The organism is Streptomyces sp. NPDC058092, assembly GCF_042884935.1.
Taxonomy (GTDB): domain Bacteria; phylum Actinomycetota; class Actinomycetes; order Streptomycetales; family Streptomycetaceae; genus Streptomyces.
Map to the genome: position 1 here is coordinate 44,499 of NZ_JBHVSY010000030.1, position 15,036 is coordinate 59,534.

At 70.2% G+C, this 15,036-nt stretch carries 13 protein-coding genes and 1 pseudogene; 8 read left to right on the forward strand and 6 right to left on the reverse strand.

Features of this window, described 5'->3' with window-relative positions; all coding sequences use genetic code 11:
• The first annotated feature begins 151 nt into the window (after positions 1-151).
• Positions 152-1,768, forward strand: a complete 1,617-nt coding sequence (locus ACFVV1_RS34685; protein WP_389997776.1) for a chitobiase/beta-hexosaminidase C-terminal domain-containing protein — start codon at positions 152-154, stop codon at positions 1,766-1,768.
• A gap of 91 nt (positions 1,769-1,859) precedes the next feature.
• Here the strand turns inward: ACFVV1_RS34685 and ACFVV1_RS34690 are convergent, their stop codons facing one another.
• A complete protein-coding gene (locus ACFVV1_RS34690; protein ID WP_389997779.1) occupies positions 1,860-2,387 on the reverse strand; it encodes a DoxX family protein in 528 nt (175 codons plus the stop codon).
• A 265-nt stretch (positions 2,388-2,652) separates the two neighbouring features.
• Between ACFVV1_RS34690 and ACFVV1_RS34695 the strand changes: the two genes are divergently transcribed.
• Together ACFVV1_RS34695 and ACFVV1_RS34700 are read left to right on the forward strand one after the other, a co-directional pair.
• A complete protein-coding gene (locus ACFVV1_RS34695; protein WP_389997782.1) occupies positions 2,653-4,668 on the forward strand; it encodes an FAD-dependent oxidoreductase in 2,016 nt (671 codons plus the stop codon).
• Between the two features lie 90 nt (positions 4,669-4,758).
• A complete protein-coding gene (locus ACFVV1_RS34700; protein ID WP_389997785.1) occupies positions 4,759-5,319 on the forward strand; it encodes a PadR family transcriptional regulator in 561 nt (186 codons plus the stop codon).
• 176 nt (positions 5,320-5,495) lie between these two features.
• Here the strand turns inward: ACFVV1_RS34700 and ACFVV1_RS34705 are convergent, their stop codons facing one another.
• From ACFVV1_RS34705 to ACFVV1_RS34715, 3 genes are all read right to left on the reverse strand, one after another.
• Positions 5,496-6,683: a pyridoxal-phosphate dependent enzyme gene (locus ACFVV1_RS34705; RefSeq protein WP_389997883.1), complete on the reverse strand. Its 1,188-nt coding sequence runs from the start codon at positions 6,681-6,683 to the stop codon at positions 5,496-5,498.
• 213 nt (positions 6,684-6,896) lie between these two features.
• Complete coding sequence (locus ACFVV1_RS34710; protein ID WP_389997788.1) at positions 6,897-7,862, reverse strand: DMT family transporter; 966 nt, start codon at positions 7,860-7,862, stop codon at positions 6,897-6,899.
• Positions 7,859-8,740: a phosphatase PAP2 family protein gene (locus ACFVV1_RS34715; protein WP_389997791.1), complete on the reverse strand. Its 882-nt coding sequence runs from the start codon at positions 8,738-8,740 to the stop codon at positions 7,859-7,861. The genes ACFVV1_RS34710 and ACFVV1_RS34715 overlap by 4 nt, the downstream gene beginning before the upstream one ends.
• A gap of 162 nt (positions 8,741-8,902) precedes the next feature.
• Here ACFVV1_RS34715 and ACFVV1_RS34720 point away from each other — a divergent pair, with 162 nt between their 5' ends.
• The 5 genes and pseudogenes from ACFVV1_RS34720 (at position 8,903) to ACFVV1_RS34740 (ending at position 13,110) form a co-directional block, all read left to right on the forward strand.
• A complete protein-coding gene (locus ACFVV1_RS34720; RefSeq protein ID WP_389997794.1) occupies positions 8,903-9,526 on the forward strand; it encodes a TetR/AcrR family transcriptional regulator in 624 nt (207 codons plus the stop codon).
• 446 nt (positions 9,527-9,972) lie between these two features.
• Positions 9,973-10,986, forward strand: a complete 1,014-nt coding sequence (locus ACFVV1_RS34725) for an SPFH domain-containing protein (RefSeq protein WP_389997797.1) — start codon at positions 9,973-9,975, stop codon at positions 10,984-10,986.
• On the forward strand, positions 10,983-11,885 hold the full coding sequence (locus tag ACFVV1_RS34730) for a hypothetical protein (protein ID WP_389997800.1): 903 nt from the start codon (positions 10,983-10,985) through the stop codon (positions 11,883-11,885). Before ACFVV1_RS34725 ends, ACFVV1_RS34730 begins: the two co-directional genes overlap by 4 nt.
• A gap of 174 nt (positions 11,886-12,059) precedes the next feature.
• A pseudogene (locus ACFVV1_RS34735) lies at positions 12,060-12,260 on the forward strand (NUDIX domain-containing protein); the annotation flags it as partial.
• Positions 12,261-12,459: 199 nt separating this feature from the next.
• On the forward strand, positions 12,460-13,110 hold the full coding sequence (locus tag ACFVV1_RS34740) for a formylglycine-generating enzyme family protein (protein ID WP_389997803.1): 651 nt from the start codon (positions 12,460-12,462) through the stop codon (positions 13,108-13,110).
• A gap of 46 nt (positions 13,111-13,156) precedes the next feature.
• Here the strand turns inward: ACFVV1_RS34740 and ACFVV1_RS34745 are convergent, their stop codons facing one another.
• Both ACFVV1_RS34745 and ACFVV1_RS34750 read right to left on the reverse strand, forming a co-directional pair.
• The gene (locus ACFVV1_RS34745) at positions 13,157-14,386 is read right to left on the reverse strand and encodes a cytochrome P450 (protein ID WP_389997806.1); all 1,230 of its coding nucleotides are present in this window, start codon (positions 14,384-14,386) and stop codon (positions 13,157-13,159) included.
• A 224-nt stretch (positions 14,387-14,610) separates the two neighbouring features.
• Entirely contained in the window at positions 14,611-14,769 is a 159-nt protein-coding gene (locus tag ACFVV1_RS34750) for a hypothetical protein (RefSeq protein ID WP_389997809.1), read from the reverse strand.
• Between the last annotated feature and the right edge of the window lie 267 nt (positions 14,770-15,036).

The following is a 15,036-nucleotide window of genomic DNA, read 5'->3' on the forward strand; positions in this document are numbered from 1 at the left end:
ATTCATGATCACTTCACCGGGAAGTCGGCCGGAGCGCACCGCCCCCTGACTCACGGCACCTAACGTCCTTGGTTCAGACCGGTTATGCACCCGTTATGAAACCGGACCACACAACCCGGATCAGAACCCGGGCCAGAGAACAGGGATCCCCGTGAGACTCGCCCCTCTCCTCATCGCCGCGACGTCCGTCGCGCTCGTCTCCCCGACCGTCGCACAGGCCGAGTCCTCCGACACCCGTACCCCGGCCTCCCCCGGTGTCAGCGTTCCGGGCGGGCGTTACGAGCACGCGGTCGATCTCAAGCTCCAGGCCGAGCGCGGGACCACCGTCCGCTACACGCTGGACGGTACGACCCCGACCCGCGACAGCCACGTCTACTCCCCGGGCCACCCGTTGCGGATCGAGAAGGACACCAACGTCACGGCAGTCGCCTTCCATGGCAAGCAGAGCAGCGTCCCGGTGTCGTACGGCTATCTGATCAAGTCCCGGGAGAAGCCGCTCGCCCGCCTCGTCGTCATGTCCGATGTGCACGTGGGCAGCCATGCGAGCGCCGACAAGAAGTACGAGAGCTTCTTCGACACCATCGGGTCGATCTTCCCCGAACCGGACGCGATCCTGTCCAACGGCGACATGATCAACGACAACGGTGACGGCAAGGGGCCCGATCACAGGATCGTCTCCGAGATCTTCCAGGCCAACCTGGCCCGCAAGGGCATGAACGACACGCAGTTGCTGATCTCCAACGGCAACCACGACGCGAGCCTCGCCGCGATACGGGCCGGATACCCCAGGGCGTGGTTCCCCGACGCGGGCGGCGGCTACTACGAGTCCGAGGTGAAGGGCCTGCACATCCTCACGGTCAACACCGAGACGTACAACTCGGACACCGCCCAGCGCACCTGGCTCAAGGAGCGGCTCGCCGCGATCACCGCCGACCCGGCGTACGCGGGCAAGCCCGTCCTGGTCCAGGGACACCGGCCCACCACGGGCACGACCATGGACGGTCAGCAGGCGTCCAACCCACGGCTCGCCGAGGATCTGAGCGCCTTCCCGCAGGCCATCCTCTTCTCCGGCCACTCGCACCTGAACATCAATGACGACCGCTCGATCCACCAGCGCGACTTCACCTCGGTCAACGACGGTTCGATGTCGTACGTCGAGATCGACCACGGCTACCAGATGGTCACCGAGCAAGGCCTCGCCAACCGTTTCGAGTCGCCGACCGCACAGGCGCTCTTCGTCGAGGTCTACAAGGACCGCACGGAGATCGCGCGGGTGAACATGGCCGCGGACAAGCACGACATCTACACCGGTGGCCAGTGGTCGGCGAGCTGGCAGCCGCCGTACGCCAGCGCGGGCACCCTGAGCGGTGCCACCTGGACCGTACGTCTGAAGGGTTCGACGAACCAGCAGATCAAGGACAACTTCCGCTACACGGACGCCGAACGCAACACCGTGGCACCGGAGTTCACCACCCGTGAGCCGCTGTCCCGGGTATCCGACGCCGAGGGCGGCACGGCGCTGCGGATCGCGCAGGCCAAGGACGACCAGATGGTGCACCACTACGACGTCGACATCACGGACGCGTCGACGGGTGCCTCGGTCGTCTCGTCCAAGGTCCTCTCGGACTTCTACTTCACGCCCCTCCCCAACACCCTCGGCATCCCGGTGCCGGGCGCGGTCGCGGGCAAGCGGTACGTGGCGCGGGTCGTCGCCGTCGACGCGTACGGGAACACTTCCCCGGCCGCGTCGCTGACGTTCGGCAAGTAGTGCGACCGGGACCGATGTTCCGCAAGTAGTGCGGTCGGGACCGGGCGGCTCCCTCCCTGGGGTGCCGTCCGGTCCCTGTCCTGTTGGGTGGTCAGGTCGTGTCGGGGTCGACCACGGCCCGGCCCTTGGCGCGCCTGCCGACCACGGCCGCAGCCGCGACCGCGCTGCCCGCGAAGGCGAGGGCGACCATCCATGGCTTGTTGAAGACGTGCCGGGTGGCGTGGTCGACGGAGTACCGGCCGGGTCCGATCAGGCCGATCGCCGCGGCGGTGAAGCCGAGGAAGGCCGGGTACTCGTAGCCGCCGCCCTGGGCGAAGAATCCGGCGGGCGCGTGGACGGCCACGGCACCCGCCATGGCGCCGGCCGCGGCAGCGCCGGCCGCCGGGGTGGCGAGGCCGAGTGCCAGCAGTGCGCCGCCGCCCGCCTCGCCGAGCCCGGCGGCGACCGCGCTGTGCTTCGGCGGGTGGAAGCCCATGGCCTCCATCGCGGCGGTGGTTCCTTCGATGCCTCCGCCGCCGAACCAGCCGGCCAGCTTCTGGGTGCCGTGCGCGGCCAGTACCGCGCCGGTGCCGACGCGCAGGACGAGCAGGCCGAGGTCACGCCGGTCGAGGCAGGCCATGGGGGTCTCCGCGGGGGTTCGGGGCCGAGTGGGGCAAGGGTCCGGGGCCCTGCATGGGCCCGGACACGCCACCCGATGTGCTGTGGCGGGCGGGTGCCGCGGTTCCACTCTCCGTGACGCGAGGCGCCGGCGTGTCCTGGTGTTACGCCGTCCGGGGGACGACCGCACGCGCGGCTCTGCGACGAAGACCATTATGCAACTTGTTGCACAATGGTCTGCCACTCGTCTACAACTGGCACAACGACCCTGCGTGAGGAGCCGCTGCATGAGCCCGTACCCGAATCTGCTGAGCCCGCTCGACCTCGGGTTCACCACTCTCCCCAACCGGGTGCTGATGGGGTCGATGCACATCGGTCTGGAGGAGGTCGAGCGCGGCTTCGAGCGGATGGCCGCCTTCTACGCGGAACGTGCGCGGGGCGGCGTCGGCCTGATGGTCACCGGCGGGATCGCCCCGAACGCCCGGGCCTGCTCCTTTCCCGGCGGCGCCGAGATGACCACCGAGGCGGAGGCCGAGCAGCATGCGCAGGTCACCGCCGCCGTGCATGAGGCGGGCGGCCGGATCGCCATGCAGATCCTGCATTTCGGCCGGTACGCGCACCATCCCGACCTGGTCGCGCCCAGCGCGATCCAGGCGCCGATCAGCGCCTTCACTCCGCACGCCCTTGACGACGACGAGGTCGAGGAGACCATCGAGGACTTCGCCAGGGCTGCCGAGCTCGCGCAACGTGCCGGGTACGACGGTGTCGAGATCATGGGCTCCGAGGGCTATCTGATCAATGAGTTCATCGCCGCTGCCACCAATCGGCGCACCGACCGCTGGGGCGGCTCGTACGAGAACCGCATCCGGTTCCCCGTCGAGATCGTGCGCCGCGTCCGTGAGCGGGTCGGCAGCGATTTCATCCTGATCTACCGGCTCTCCATGCTGGATCTGGTGCCCGGCGGTTCTTCGCTGGAGGAGGTCGTGCGGCTCGCCCGCGAGATCGAAGCCGCCGGCGCGACGATCATCAATACGGGGATCGGCTGGCACGAGGCCCGTATCCCCACCATCGCCACCTCCGTGCCGCGCGGCGCCTACACCTGGGTCACCGAGCGGGTACGCGGTGCCGTCTCCATACCGCTGGTGACGAGCAACCGCATCAACACACCCGAGGTCGCCGAGGAGATCCTCGCGTCGGGCCGGGCGGACATGGTGTCGATGGCCCGGCCTTTCCTCGCCGACCCGGACTTCGTCGTCAAGGCGGCCGGTGGCCGTGCCGACGCGATCAACACCTGCATCGGCTGCAACCAGGCCTGCCTGGACCACGTCTTCAGCGGCCGGGTCACCTCCTGTCTGGTCAATCCACGCGCCTGCCACGAGACCGAACTCACCCTGTCACCGACCCGCACCGTCAAGCGGGTCGCGGTCGTGGGCGCCGGCCCCGCCGGTCTCGCGTGTGCCGTATCGGCGTCCGAGCGCGGGCACGAGGTGACCCTCTTCGACGCGGCCGAGGAGATCGGCGGCCAGCTGAACGTGGCGCGCAGGGTTCCCGGCAAGGAGGAGTTCAACGAGACGCTGCGCTACTTCCGTACCCGGCTCGCGGAGGAGAACGTCGAGTTGCGGCTCGGCACGCGGGCCACGGTGGATGTCCTCGCAGGCTTCGACGAGGTCGTCCTCGCCACCGGTGTCACGCCCCGCTCCCCCGCGATCCCGGGCCTGGACCACCCCAGCGTGGTCAGCTACCTCGACGTCCTGCACGGCGGGGCGCAGGTCGGTGACCGGGTCGCGATCATCGGGGCGGGCGGGATCGGCTTCGACGTGGCCGAATTCCTGACCGATTCGGGCGATGCGGCGAGCCTCGACCCCGAGGTGTTCTTCCGGCAGTGGGGCGTCGACACCCGCTACCGCGACCGGGGCGGTCTTCGCGCCCCGGAGCGTCCGAAGACGTCGCGCACCGTCCACCTGATCCAGCGCAAGACCGGCAAGGTCGGAGCAGGGCTGGGGAAGACGACCGGCTGGATCCACCGCACCGAGCTGCGGCACCGCGGCGTGACGATGATCGCGGGCGCCGCCTACGACCGGATCGACGACGACGGACTGCACCTCACGGTCGACGGCGAACAGCATCTCCTGCCGGTCGACACGGTGGTGCTCTGCGCGGGCCAGGAACCGCGCCGCGAGCTCCACGAGGAGCTGCTCACGGCGGGGCGTCCCGCCCATCTGATCGGCGGCGCCGATGTGGCCGCCGAGCTGGATGCCAAGCGCGCGATCCGCCAGGGCACGGAGCTCGCGGCTTCGCTGTGACGGAACCGTGAACCCCCCGCCCGGGGGTTCACCGCCGGCCCGGCCCCTCCGTCATGGGGCCACTGCCCGGCCGTCCCTAGGATGCACCCCATGTCACTGCCGTATGCGATCCTCACCGCCCTGCTCGAAAAGCCGTCGTCGGGGCTGGAGCTGACCCGCAGGTTCGACCGGTCGATCGGCTATTTCTGGTCCGCCACGCATCAGCAGATCTACCGCGAGCTGGGGAAGCTGGAGCAGGCCGGGCAGATCCGGGTACTGCCCTCGAAGCAGCCCGCCCGTGGGCAGAAGAAGGAGTACGAGGTGCTGCCCGCGGGCCGGGAGGCGCTGTCCGCATGGGTGGCCCGCTCAGAGGACCCCAAGCAGATCCGGGATCCGCTGCTGCTGCGCATGCGGGCGGCAGCGGTCGTCGGCGCGCCCGGGCTGAACGCGGAGCTGCTCCGGCATCTGGGACTGCACCGTCGTCAACTGGCGGAGTATCGGGAGATCGAGCAGCGGGACTTCCCTCCTGAGCGGAACTCCGAGGAGGACCGGCTGCGGCATCTCGTGCTGCGTGGCGGCATCGATCTGGAGAACTTCTGGATCGGCTGGCTGACGCGGGCACTGGCCGAGAATGAGACCGAGGCAGAAAAGCCGAGCTCGCCGGGCTGTTGAGGACGGCACCGCCGGTCCGGCGGGTGAGCAGGTGGGGGTTCGCACGGCTCGGGTCAGCGGGTGGGTTGTTTATGTACGTGACACTTCGGCCGGTGAGTGTCACGTCTTCGCGAAACGTCTCCGGAGGCTTCCCTGGGGGCAGCAGGAGCAAGACGCCAGGAGTACTTGGGCTGGAGTCAGTCGCGGATACCTGCTTCGTGCAGCTGGCGGCGCACTTCATCCCATTTTGGGGCGATCATTTCGGTTGTACGGGTGCCCACAATGCGGTCTTTGAACCCGCTGGAAGTTGATACGCAGACCACCGGCTCGCTGATGTCATCGATGCTGCGCATGCCTGCGAGGCCGGCGGCGCTGGAGAGTTCGGTCCAGAGACCAGCACCGGCCGATTCCCTGCGGGCGGCACCGAGTTGTTTGTCGCTGAGTTCCAGCACTCGGCCGCCACTGTCCTGAACGGCAACCACTCCGCGATAGCTGCTGACAGCGGAGACGACCGAGTACGCATCAGTGGGTCCCACGGCGACCTGAACCGCGGGCAGGCCCTGCCGCATCGCCTCGGCCAGAGGAGCGGCAGCGGCCGGCTCGCAGGCGAAGATGCGTGGCAGCCGCTCGGCCGGACCGAGCCGTCGCAGCTCGGTGAATCCCTTCCAGATGCCGAAGAGGAGTTCGCCGTAGCCGGTGGGAACGAAGACAGCTCCTGGAACGCCCATGTCCAGGAAGATCTCGTATGCGATGGTCTTGTACCCCTCAGGGCCGAAGGCGTGACCGGTGTGCGCGGTGGTGAGGTTGCTGACCGGGTGCAGACCCATGTGATCAACGACCCGTTGCATCAGCGGCCACCGCGCGGCCCAGGGCACCGGCAGAACCACCGCGTTGTAGGCGTTGAGGAACGCATCAACCGCCGGAGGCATGTCCGGGCCCGCGAATACGACGCACTGCAAGCCCGCACGGGCGGCAAAGGCAGCGGCCGAGGCCCCGTGGTTACCGGAAGAGGCGACCACGACTCCCGGCGCGCCGACACTCACGGCGGCACTGGTGGTACAGCGATTGAGGCGATCCTTGTGGCTCCATGTGGGATTGCGCGACTCGTCCTTGATGAAGACCCCGGGCCCGAGTTCGATCAGTGGCGTACCACCTTCACCCAGGCCCGGCGCGACCAGCGGCGGGAGCAACGGTGCCCACCGATCCAGCCCGCCACTCCGCCCTGTGCTGCCGGCCGAGGAGAAAATGGCGGCCTGTACCTGGTCGTAGTTGTAGTCGACCTCGACGGGGTAGGAGATGCGGCTGGTGCTGGTCCGGGGACAGCCTCTGGTCAGCGGAGGCCACAGCGGGTACCTGATGCTCGGATCGCCGAGTGATCGCTGCATGGTTGCCAGAGAGCCGCCTGTCGTCACGCGTAGAGCGTGTCGACACTCCCATCAACCAAGATCTTGCTCTGCAGATGCCCGCAGATCAGCAACGGCAGACGCCGCTCCCGCACGCCACACGTCTGCAGGCGGGTTGCTTGTGAACGTGACACTTCGACCATCGAACGTCACGTCTTCGCGAAACGTCTCCGGGCCAGGCGTCGCCTCCACGCCTTACGGCCCGCCCACCGGGGCCCGGACCGATTCCGGGTGCAGCGTCGGCTGGTCCAACGGCCCCCGGCTCCCGATCACGACCCGTGTCGGTGAACCGGTCCCCCGCTCGGGCTCGGCCACGGTCCGGTCGGTGGCGGCCGGGGCCCCCGCCTGTGCGCGGCTGAGCAGGATCACGCCCCGTACCGCCGCAGCCGTTCCCAGTAGCGCCAGGACCTGGCTGATCGTGCCGCCCTGGAGCCGTTCGCCGAGCAGGGCCAGGCCTATGGCCGCCGCGGCGACCGGATTGGCGAGGGTGACGACGGCCAGCGGCGCGCCCAGGCCGCCCCGGTAGGCGGTCTGGGCGAGCAGCAGCCCGCTCATCGCGAACGCGGAGACCAGGACCGCGACGATCACCACACTCCAGCTGAGCAGCGGGCCGGTGTGGTCGGTGACGGACACGGTAAGGGTCTGAGTGAGCGCGGAGGCGACACCGGAGGTGATGCCGGACGCCGCCGCGTGCCGCAGACCGGGGCGTGCTCCCGGGCGACTGAGTCCGGCGACGACGGCCATGGTCCCGGCTCCGACGGCCAGTGCTTCGGGGAGGCTGAGTGTCTCGTGCGGGGCGGTGCCGCCCGCGGTCATCAGCAGGGCGCCGAGACCCAGCAGGGTGAGGATCGTGCCGCGCCATTCGATCCGGGTGACCCGGCGTCCGGCGGCCCTGGCTCCCAGCGGGACGGCGGCGACCAGGGTGAGGGCACCGAGCGGCTGGACGAGCGTGAGCGGGCCGTACTTGAGTGCCGCGACGTGCAGCAGCGCACCACCCGCATTCAGACCGACCGACCACCACCAGGCGCCGCGCCCGAGCAGCCTCAGGAACCCTGCGCCGGGCTCGGTGCGCTCGGCAAGGCGGGCCTGCGCCACCGCGGCCGAGGCGTACGCGGCGGCGGAGACGAGGGACAGCGCGACGGCGACCAGGGTGGCGTTCATTGCCGGGCCCCGGACGAGGCGTACGAGGAAGCGGGGTGGGCCCGCGGTGCGGCGTAGGCGGTCGACGCGACGGGCTCGGCGGGCCGGGGCACAGCCGCCGGCGCGGGCGCATTCCCCGAGGACGGCCACGGAAGGTGTGCGCGTACCGGCTCTGTGCGCCGGAGCGGCAACGCCACGAACGCCAGAGCGAGGAGCACGGCGACCACGATCGAGTCGAGCCAGTAGTGGTTGGCCGTGCCGACTATCACCAGCAGGGTGGCAAGCGGATGCAGCAGCCACAGCCAGCGCCACCGGGTGCGGGTGGCGACGATCAGCCCCACGGCGACCATCACGGCCCAGCCGAAGTGCAGCGAGGGCATCGCGGCGAACTGGTTCGCCATCGAGTCGGTCGCCGGCGTCGCTCCGTACACCGTCGGCCCGTACACCTGACCGGTGTCGACAAGTCCGGCGGCGGCCAGCAGCCGCGGCGGGGCGAGCGGGAACAGCAGATGGAGGGCGAGCGCGGCACCGGTGAGCGCGGCAAGGATACGGCGCGACCAGACGTAGTGGTGCGGGCGGCGCCAGTAGAGCCACACGAGGAAGAGCAGCGTGGCCGGGAAGTGCACGGTCGCGTAGTAGGTGTTCGCGAGGTGGATCAGCGTCTCGTTGTGCAGCAGCAGGCTCTGTACCGCGCCCTCGCCCGGCAGGTGCACGGACCGTTCGAAGTCCCAGACATTTCCGGCGTTGCGGTAGGCCTCCTCGACGTGACCGGTCGCGGCCTGTCGGCCGAGCTTGTAGATCACGAAGAGTCCCACGACGAGAAGCAGCTCGCGGACGAGGGGCGGTCGGGCAGAACTGTCCGGCTCCCGATCTGCGGGCTCGCTACCGGCGTACCTCATCCGGTGCCCCTTTGCTGACGAAGCGGTGTTGCGGTGGCACGGTCCAGCCCATGCCATATCGATACGACAGTGTACCGATACGCGAACGTATCGGTACACGCTCGTTTCGGTACACTGGCGTATCGATGGACCTCATCGCAGAGTCGCTGAGAGGGAAAGCACATGTCGCCGCAGAAAGCCGCGCAGGAACAGGCACACATGCCCCGCCGCTCGAAGATCACGCCTGAGCGGGCGCAGGAGCTCTACGCGGCCGTGCTCGACATCCTGAGAGAGTGCGGTTACGAGGCCCTCACCATGGAGGGGGTCGCCTCGCGGACGCGCTGCGGCAAGTCCACGCTCTACCGGCAGTGGGGCTCGAAGCCCGAACTGGTCGTGGCTGCGCTGCACGGCACCCGGCGAGTACTGCTGCCGGGCATCGACACCGGCACGCTGGCGGGGGATCTGCGCGAGGCGGCCCAGGCCATCGGTACGGCCGCGCGCCGCGACACCCCGCTGATGCACGCGCTCAGCCATGCCGCGCTACAGAGCCCCGAGCTGCTGTGCGCGCTGCGCGAGGCACTGATCGTGCCGGAGATCGCGGCGATCGAAGCGATGATCCGGCGCGGCGCGGCACGCGGCGAGATTCCGGCGGACACCCCTGCGGCGGAGTTCGTCTCCGCACAGCTGCTGGGCGTGATGCGCGCCAGGCCGCTGCTGGAGGGGAAGTACGCGGATGAGGCATATCTCACCCGCTTCGTGGAGAGCGCCGTCCTTCCCGCACTTGGACTGGACGCGCCCGCGTCGTAGTCCCGAGAAACGTGGGTCGCCGTCCGAGCGGATGACGACGACCCGCTCGCGCCGCACCGTGGGGACGGGGGCGGCGTACCACCCGGGCGGCCGGTGACTCCTTCGAGAGCCACCGGCCGTCCGCGTTTCGTTGCCGTCGCAATGAATCGGCCCACCCCTGACCACTGCGACAGAGGCGGACCACGGGCATCGGCAATCCCATCGACTTCGCCGACATCGACAGCGCCTCCACGCCCGCCCCGCAGCACGCCCGCCTGTACGGCAGCGAGGCGGGGCCGCTGGGACCGGCCCCGAAGTGGGCGGCGGCAGCCGAGGTCAGCCATGACGCGCGATGCGGCGACGGGGCGCCGAAGACGGGAGACGCACAAGCGATCATTCTCGTCCCCTTGACGATATTGACCGACTCCCCTTATCGTCCCCATGACGAGAACAAGGGGGATCCCGGCATGGCCGACATCACCAGGCGCTTCGGCTGGCGCCATCTGCGCTCCGCACCCACCGCCCACATCCGCCACCACAAGCGCGGCCGACTCGCCCACGACGGACCGGGACTGAGCTTCTGGTACCGGTCACTGACTGCCGCGCTCTCCGAAGTACCGGTCAACGACCGTGAGTTGGCGATGGCCTTCCACGCCCGTACGTCCGACTTCCAGGACGTCACCGTGCAGGCCACCGTGACGTACCGGATCAGCGACCCGGCCGAGGCCGCCGCCCGCATCGACTTCTCCGTGGACCCGGACACCGGGGTCTGGCGCGGCGCGCCGCTGGAGCAGATCGCCACGCTGCTCACCGAGACCGCCCAGCAGCACACGCTGGACGTGCTGGCCCGGACGGCGCTGGCCGAGGCACTGGTCGACGGTGTCGCATCGGTACGTGACCGGGTCGCGACGGGGCTCGCCGCCGAACCCCGGCTGCCCGCCACCGGCATCGACGTGGTCGCGGTGCGGGTCGTCGCCATCCGCCCCGAGGCCGAGGTGGAGCGGGCCCTGCGCACCCCCGCCCGTGAGCAGATCCAGCAGGAGGCCGACCGGGCCACCTACGAGCGCCGTGCCGTGGCCGTGGAGCGGGAACGGGCCATCGCCGAGAACGAGTTGGCCAGCCAGATCGAACTGGCGCGCCGCGAGGAGCAGTTGGTCGAGCAGCGCGGCACCAATACCCGCCGCGAGGCCGAGGAGAACGCGGCGGCCGACGGGGTGCGCGCCGAGGCCGAGGCGGCCCGCAAGGTACGGCTGGCCCGGGCCGAGGCCGAAGCGGCACGCGAGGTCGGCGCCGCACGCGCGGAGTCCCAGGCGGCCTGGCTGCGGGTGCACGGCGATGTGGACGCCGCGACCCTGCACGCCCTGGCAGCGACCGCACTGGCCGAGAACCTGCCGCGCATCGACAGCCTCACCGTCTCCCCCGACGTCCTCACGGGCCTGCTCAGCAAGCTCGGCCAGGCCGCCCCGGAGCCCCGGGCATGAGCCTCGCCCCGCGCGCGGTCCTGGTCCACCGCACCACGGAGTACGAGGAGTTGCTGGCCCGGCACGGCACCCACGGCCAGGCCGCGTTCTTCCTCTCCAGCCGCGGCCGGTCCATCGACGAGGTGGCCCGGCGGCACCAACACACCCGGCAGGCGCTCGCCGATGTCGCGGCAGCCGTACCGCTCCAGTGGCGGCAGTCTCGGGTGGAGCGCGCCGATCTCGACCGATTCCTGTTCGCGCCCGAGGATGTGGTGGTCGTCGTCGGACAGGACGGGCTGGTCGCCAACGCCGCCAAGTATCTGTCCGGCCAGCCCGTCGTCGGCATCGATACCGACCCCGGACGCAATCCGGGCGTGCTCGTACGCCACCGGCCGTCCGACGCGGCCGCCCTGCTCCGGGCGGCCGCGTCCCCCGGCGGCGCGGCGGACGAACTCACCATGGTCGAGGCCGTCGCCGACGACACCCAGCGCCTCCTCGCCCTCAACGAGATCTACCTCGGCCCGCCCGGCCACCAGACCGCTCGCTACCGGCTCGGCCCCGACGCACCCGATGATGCCCCCGCCGAACCGCAGGCCTCGTCGGGCGTCCTGGTCGGCACGGGCACCGGCGCCACGGGCTGGCTCCGCTCACTGTGGCAGGAACGCCACAGCAATGTGCGACTCCCGGCCCCCACCGACCCGCGACTGCTCTGGTTCGTCCGCGAGGCCTGGCCGTCGCCCGCGACCGGCACCTCGCTGGTCGCGGGCGAACTGCGGCACGGACAAGGGCTGAGACTCGTCGTCGAGTCCGACCGGTTGGTGGCCTTCGGCGATGGAATGGAGGCGGACGCACTGGACCTGACATGGGGCCAGACCGTACGGCTCGGCATCTCCGCGACCTCGCTGCGGCTGACCGCCTGACGGCCGAGGTGGAAGGCGAGGCAGCCGTGACGTCGACCGTGGGTGGGTGCCATGGCGATGGCGGCAGCCGACCGGCCGCAGCGAAGAACCGACCGTACGTAGGCCTTCCCCGCGTACACCGGACTGCCGAGGCCCCGCGCCCACAGCACCCCACGCCCACCCGCAAGGAGCACCATGGACACCACCCCCACGGACACCCTCTCCCGCAACGCCCGTCCGCCGTCGGCGCAGGCGGCGCTCGGCGTGGGCGTCATCGTGCAGGACCCTCAGGGACGCGTACTGCTGGGCAGGCACCGCGGCGGGACCTGGGAGCTTCCCGGTGGCAAGGTCGACCCGACCCATGAGTCGATCGCCGCGGCGGCGGTGCGGTCGCTGCTGATTCTGCCGTTGGTCAGCATGGCCGGACCCGGGTACGCCCATGGGCATAATCGTCACCTGTCCGAAAGTCCAGCGGCATGGACCGACCGACCTCCGGTGCTACTGACGGGTCAGCAGAGTCGGCCTGATGCGCTGGAGCACATGAGGAGCTGCGATGAACCCTGATTCCTTACTCCGAGAACCGAGTACCGAGGGCATGAGGGACATCCCTGCCGGGGAGATCGTCCTGCGGGACGAGGGCACGAGGACGAACTGGAAGGTCGAGGTCGGGACCTTCCGGCTGGCGCCGTATCCCGTGACCCGTGAGCTGTATCGCGCTGTACGGGGCGAGGCGCCCGTGGACTCGGCGGGGCCGCGGACGCCGGTGACGGAGGTCTCCTGGAAGGACGCCGTTCAATTCTGCAATCTGCTCTCGCAGGCGACGGGACTCGAACCCTGCTACTCGGTCGGTGACGACGCCGACGCGCAGGACGTGGTCTGCGACTGGGCGGCCGACGGCTACCGCCTCCCGTCCGAGGCGGAGTGGGAGTACGCGTGCCGGGCCGGGACCTCCGGCGATCGCTACGGAGAGCTGGACGAGATCGCCTGGCACCGCGGGAACTCCGGCGGCGCGGTGCATGACGTCGCGACCAGGGCGCCGAACGCGTGGGGTCTCTACGACATGATCGGCAACGTGTGGGAGTGGTGCTGGGACGTCTACGATCCCGCGGTCTACGGCCCGTACCGCGTGTTCCGTGGTGGCGGCGGCTACGACCGCCCCCGAGGCTGCCGGGCCTCGTGCCGCCGCAAGAGTCACCCGACCTTCCGCATCGACGACCTCGGATTCCGGCTCGCCCGATCGCGGTGAGCGGGGCGGCGCCGGCGCACGACGCCGTCGGCGCCGACGGTGTGCGCTAACGGTCCTGGGCGCCTGCGGTGAAGGTGACCGGCAGGTGTTCGGGGCCGCGCAGCCCGCCTGGCCGCCACCGCAGTTCCTCGGGCGGCACGGCCAGGGTGAGACGGGGCAGCCGGCGCAGGGCGGTGCCGATGGCGATCTGGCCCTCCAGCCGGGCCAGCGGCGCACCCAGGCAGTAGTGGATGCCGTGCCCGAAGGCGAGGTGGGCGTTGTCCTGCCGGGTGATGTCGAGGCGGTCGGGCTCGGGAAAGTGTTCCGGGTCGCGGTCGGCGATGGCCGAGGCCACCAGCACGGTGGCGCCGCGCGGGATGTCCACCCCGGCGATGGTGACGTCCTCGCGCGCGAACCGGGCGATGCCGGGGTTGACCGGTCCGTCGTAGCGCAGGAACTCCTCGATCGCGCCCGGCAGCAGCGCCGGATCGCCGCGCAGCATCCGCAGCTGGTCGGGGTGGGCGAGCAGTGCGGCGATGCCGCTGCCGATCAGGTTGACCGTGGTGATGTATCCGGCGACGAGCAGCAGGAAGGCCATGGCGATCAGCTCGTTCTCGTCCAGCCGCTGCTCCTCGTCCCGGGCGACGATCAGCGCGCCGAGCAGGTCGTCACCGGGGTGGGCCCGCTTGGTCTCCAGGAGTCCGGTCAGGTAGGCGTGCATGTGCCGCCACGCTCCGTCCACCCGGGCCCGGTCCGGTGGCTCGGCCCCCTGGAGGATCATGTCGTCGGTCCACCGCTGGAAGTCGTGCCGGTCGGTCACGGGCACCCCGAGCAGTTCGCTGATCACGGTGACCGGGAGCGGCAGCGCGAAGCTCTCGACGAGGTCGGCACGGCCGGCCGGCACGATCTCGTCGAGCAGTCGGTCGGCGATCTCCTGGACCCGGGGCCGCAGCTCCGCCACCCTGTGCGCGGTGAACGCCTTGGAGACCAGGCGGCGCAGGCGGGTGTGGTCGGGCGGGTCGGTACGCAGCATGTTGCGCAGCACGGACTCCCGGTCGGCGGAGGGCAGCCGCTCGATGAGCCGGGGATCCGACGCATCGCGGACGTCGCTGCTCAGCTGCGGGTGGGACAGCGCCATGAGACCGTCTTCGTACCGCGTGACCACCCAGGCTTCCAGCCCTCCCGCGATGACGGCGCGCCGTACCGGGCCGTCCTCACGCAGTTGTCGGTAGAGCGGAAAGGGATCCGCCACGAAGGCCGGGTCGGCATAGGGCAGGAGGACCGGTCGCTGGCTCATCATGCCTCCCATGGGGCATCGCACCTCTTCGTACGTATTTGAGCTATTCAAGGGGGTGTGTCCCAGCGTAGAGGGATGGAGGCGCCATCGGAGGGACGACGGCCCGAGCCCCACTCAGCGGGTCGTGTATGGCGGTCCGTCGATCGGGATCGCTCTCGGACGGCACCCCGGAGCAACCGTTCCTGCTCCGCGAGGCCGGCCACCATGCGCGCGAAGGCATCGGCCTACTGCCACCGCTTGGCCAGCGTGCGCAGAGCATGACGCAGCGCGTCCTCGGGGCCCTCCAGTTGCCGAGGACGCAGGCCCGCCAGATGCCGGGCCAGGGCGATCTGCGTTTTGCCCGCGGTCTCGTTCCGCAAGGGATCTGGGGCGTGGACAAGCATCGCCTTCATGGTGACCGTCGCCGCTGTGCGCTGTTCAACGGCCTGGAGTCCGGCCTTCACACCGACCGCACTCCGACGCCGTCACGAGTCCGGTCCTGAGCGCTCGCCCTGGGGACAGCAGCACCTGCTGGACGGGGGCCGGCACTTTCACCGACCTGACGGTGCGTGAGATCGCGAAGGATCTCGACATCCCGGAAGGCGCCGCCACTGGCCGATGCCGGCTACCGAGGACGATGCTCGTGGGACAGGTCCCCGCAACTCGTGCTT

Excerpts from the sequence above, each read along its gene's own strand:
- ACFVV1_RS34690 (WP_389997779.1), bottom strand. The coding sequence starts at position 2,387 with ATGGCCTGCCTCGACCGGCGTGACCTCGGCCTGCTCGTCCTGCGCGTC.
- ACFVV1_RS34720 (WP_389997794.1), top strand. The coding sequence starts at position 8,903 with ATGTCGCCGCAGAAAGCCGCGCAGGAACAGGCACACATGCCCCGCCGC.
- ACFVV1_RS34700 (WP_389997785.1), top strand. The coding sequence starts at position 4,759 with ATGTCACTGCCGTATGCGATCCTCACCGCCCTGCTCGAAAAGCCGTCG.
- ACFVV1_RS34710 (WP_389997788.1), bottom strand. The coding sequence starts at position 7,862 with ATGAACGCCACCCTGGTCGCCGTCGCGCTGTCCCTCGTCTCCGCCGCC.
- ACFVV1_RS34730 (WP_389997800.1), top strand. The coding sequence starts at position 10,983 with ATGAGCCTCGCCCCGCGCGCGGTCCTGGTCCACCGCACCACGGAGTAC.
- ACFVV1_RS34740 (WP_389997803.1), top strand. The coding sequence starts at position 12,460 with ATGAGGGACATCCCTGCCGGGGAGATCGTCCTGCGGGACGAGGGCACG.
- ACFVV1_RS34715 (WP_389997791.1), bottom strand. The coding sequence starts at position 8,740 with ATGAGGTACGCCGGTAGCGAGCCCGCAGATCGGGAGCCGGACAGTTCT.
- ACFVV1_RS34745 (WP_389997806.1), bottom strand. The coding sequence starts at position 14,386 with ATGAGCCAGCGACCGGTCCTCCTGCCCTATGCCGACCCGGCCTTCGTG.
- ACFVV1_RS34705 (WP_389997883.1), bottom strand. The coding sequence starts at position 6,683 with ATGCAGCGATCACTCGGCGATCCGAGCATCAGGTACCCGCTGTGGCCT.
- ACFVV1_RS34750 (WP_389997809.1), bottom strand. The coding sequence starts at position 14,769 with ATGCTTGTCCACGCCCCAGATCCCTTGCGGAACGAGACCGCGGGCAAA.
- ACFVV1_RS34725 (WP_389997797.1), top strand. The coding sequence starts at position 9,973 with ATGGCCGACATCACCAGGCGCTTCGGCTGGCGCCATCTGCGCTCCGCA.
- ACFVV1_RS34695 (WP_389997782.1), top strand. The coding sequence starts at position 2,653 with ATGAGCCCGTACCCGAATCTGCTGAGCCCGCTCGACCTCGGGTTCACC.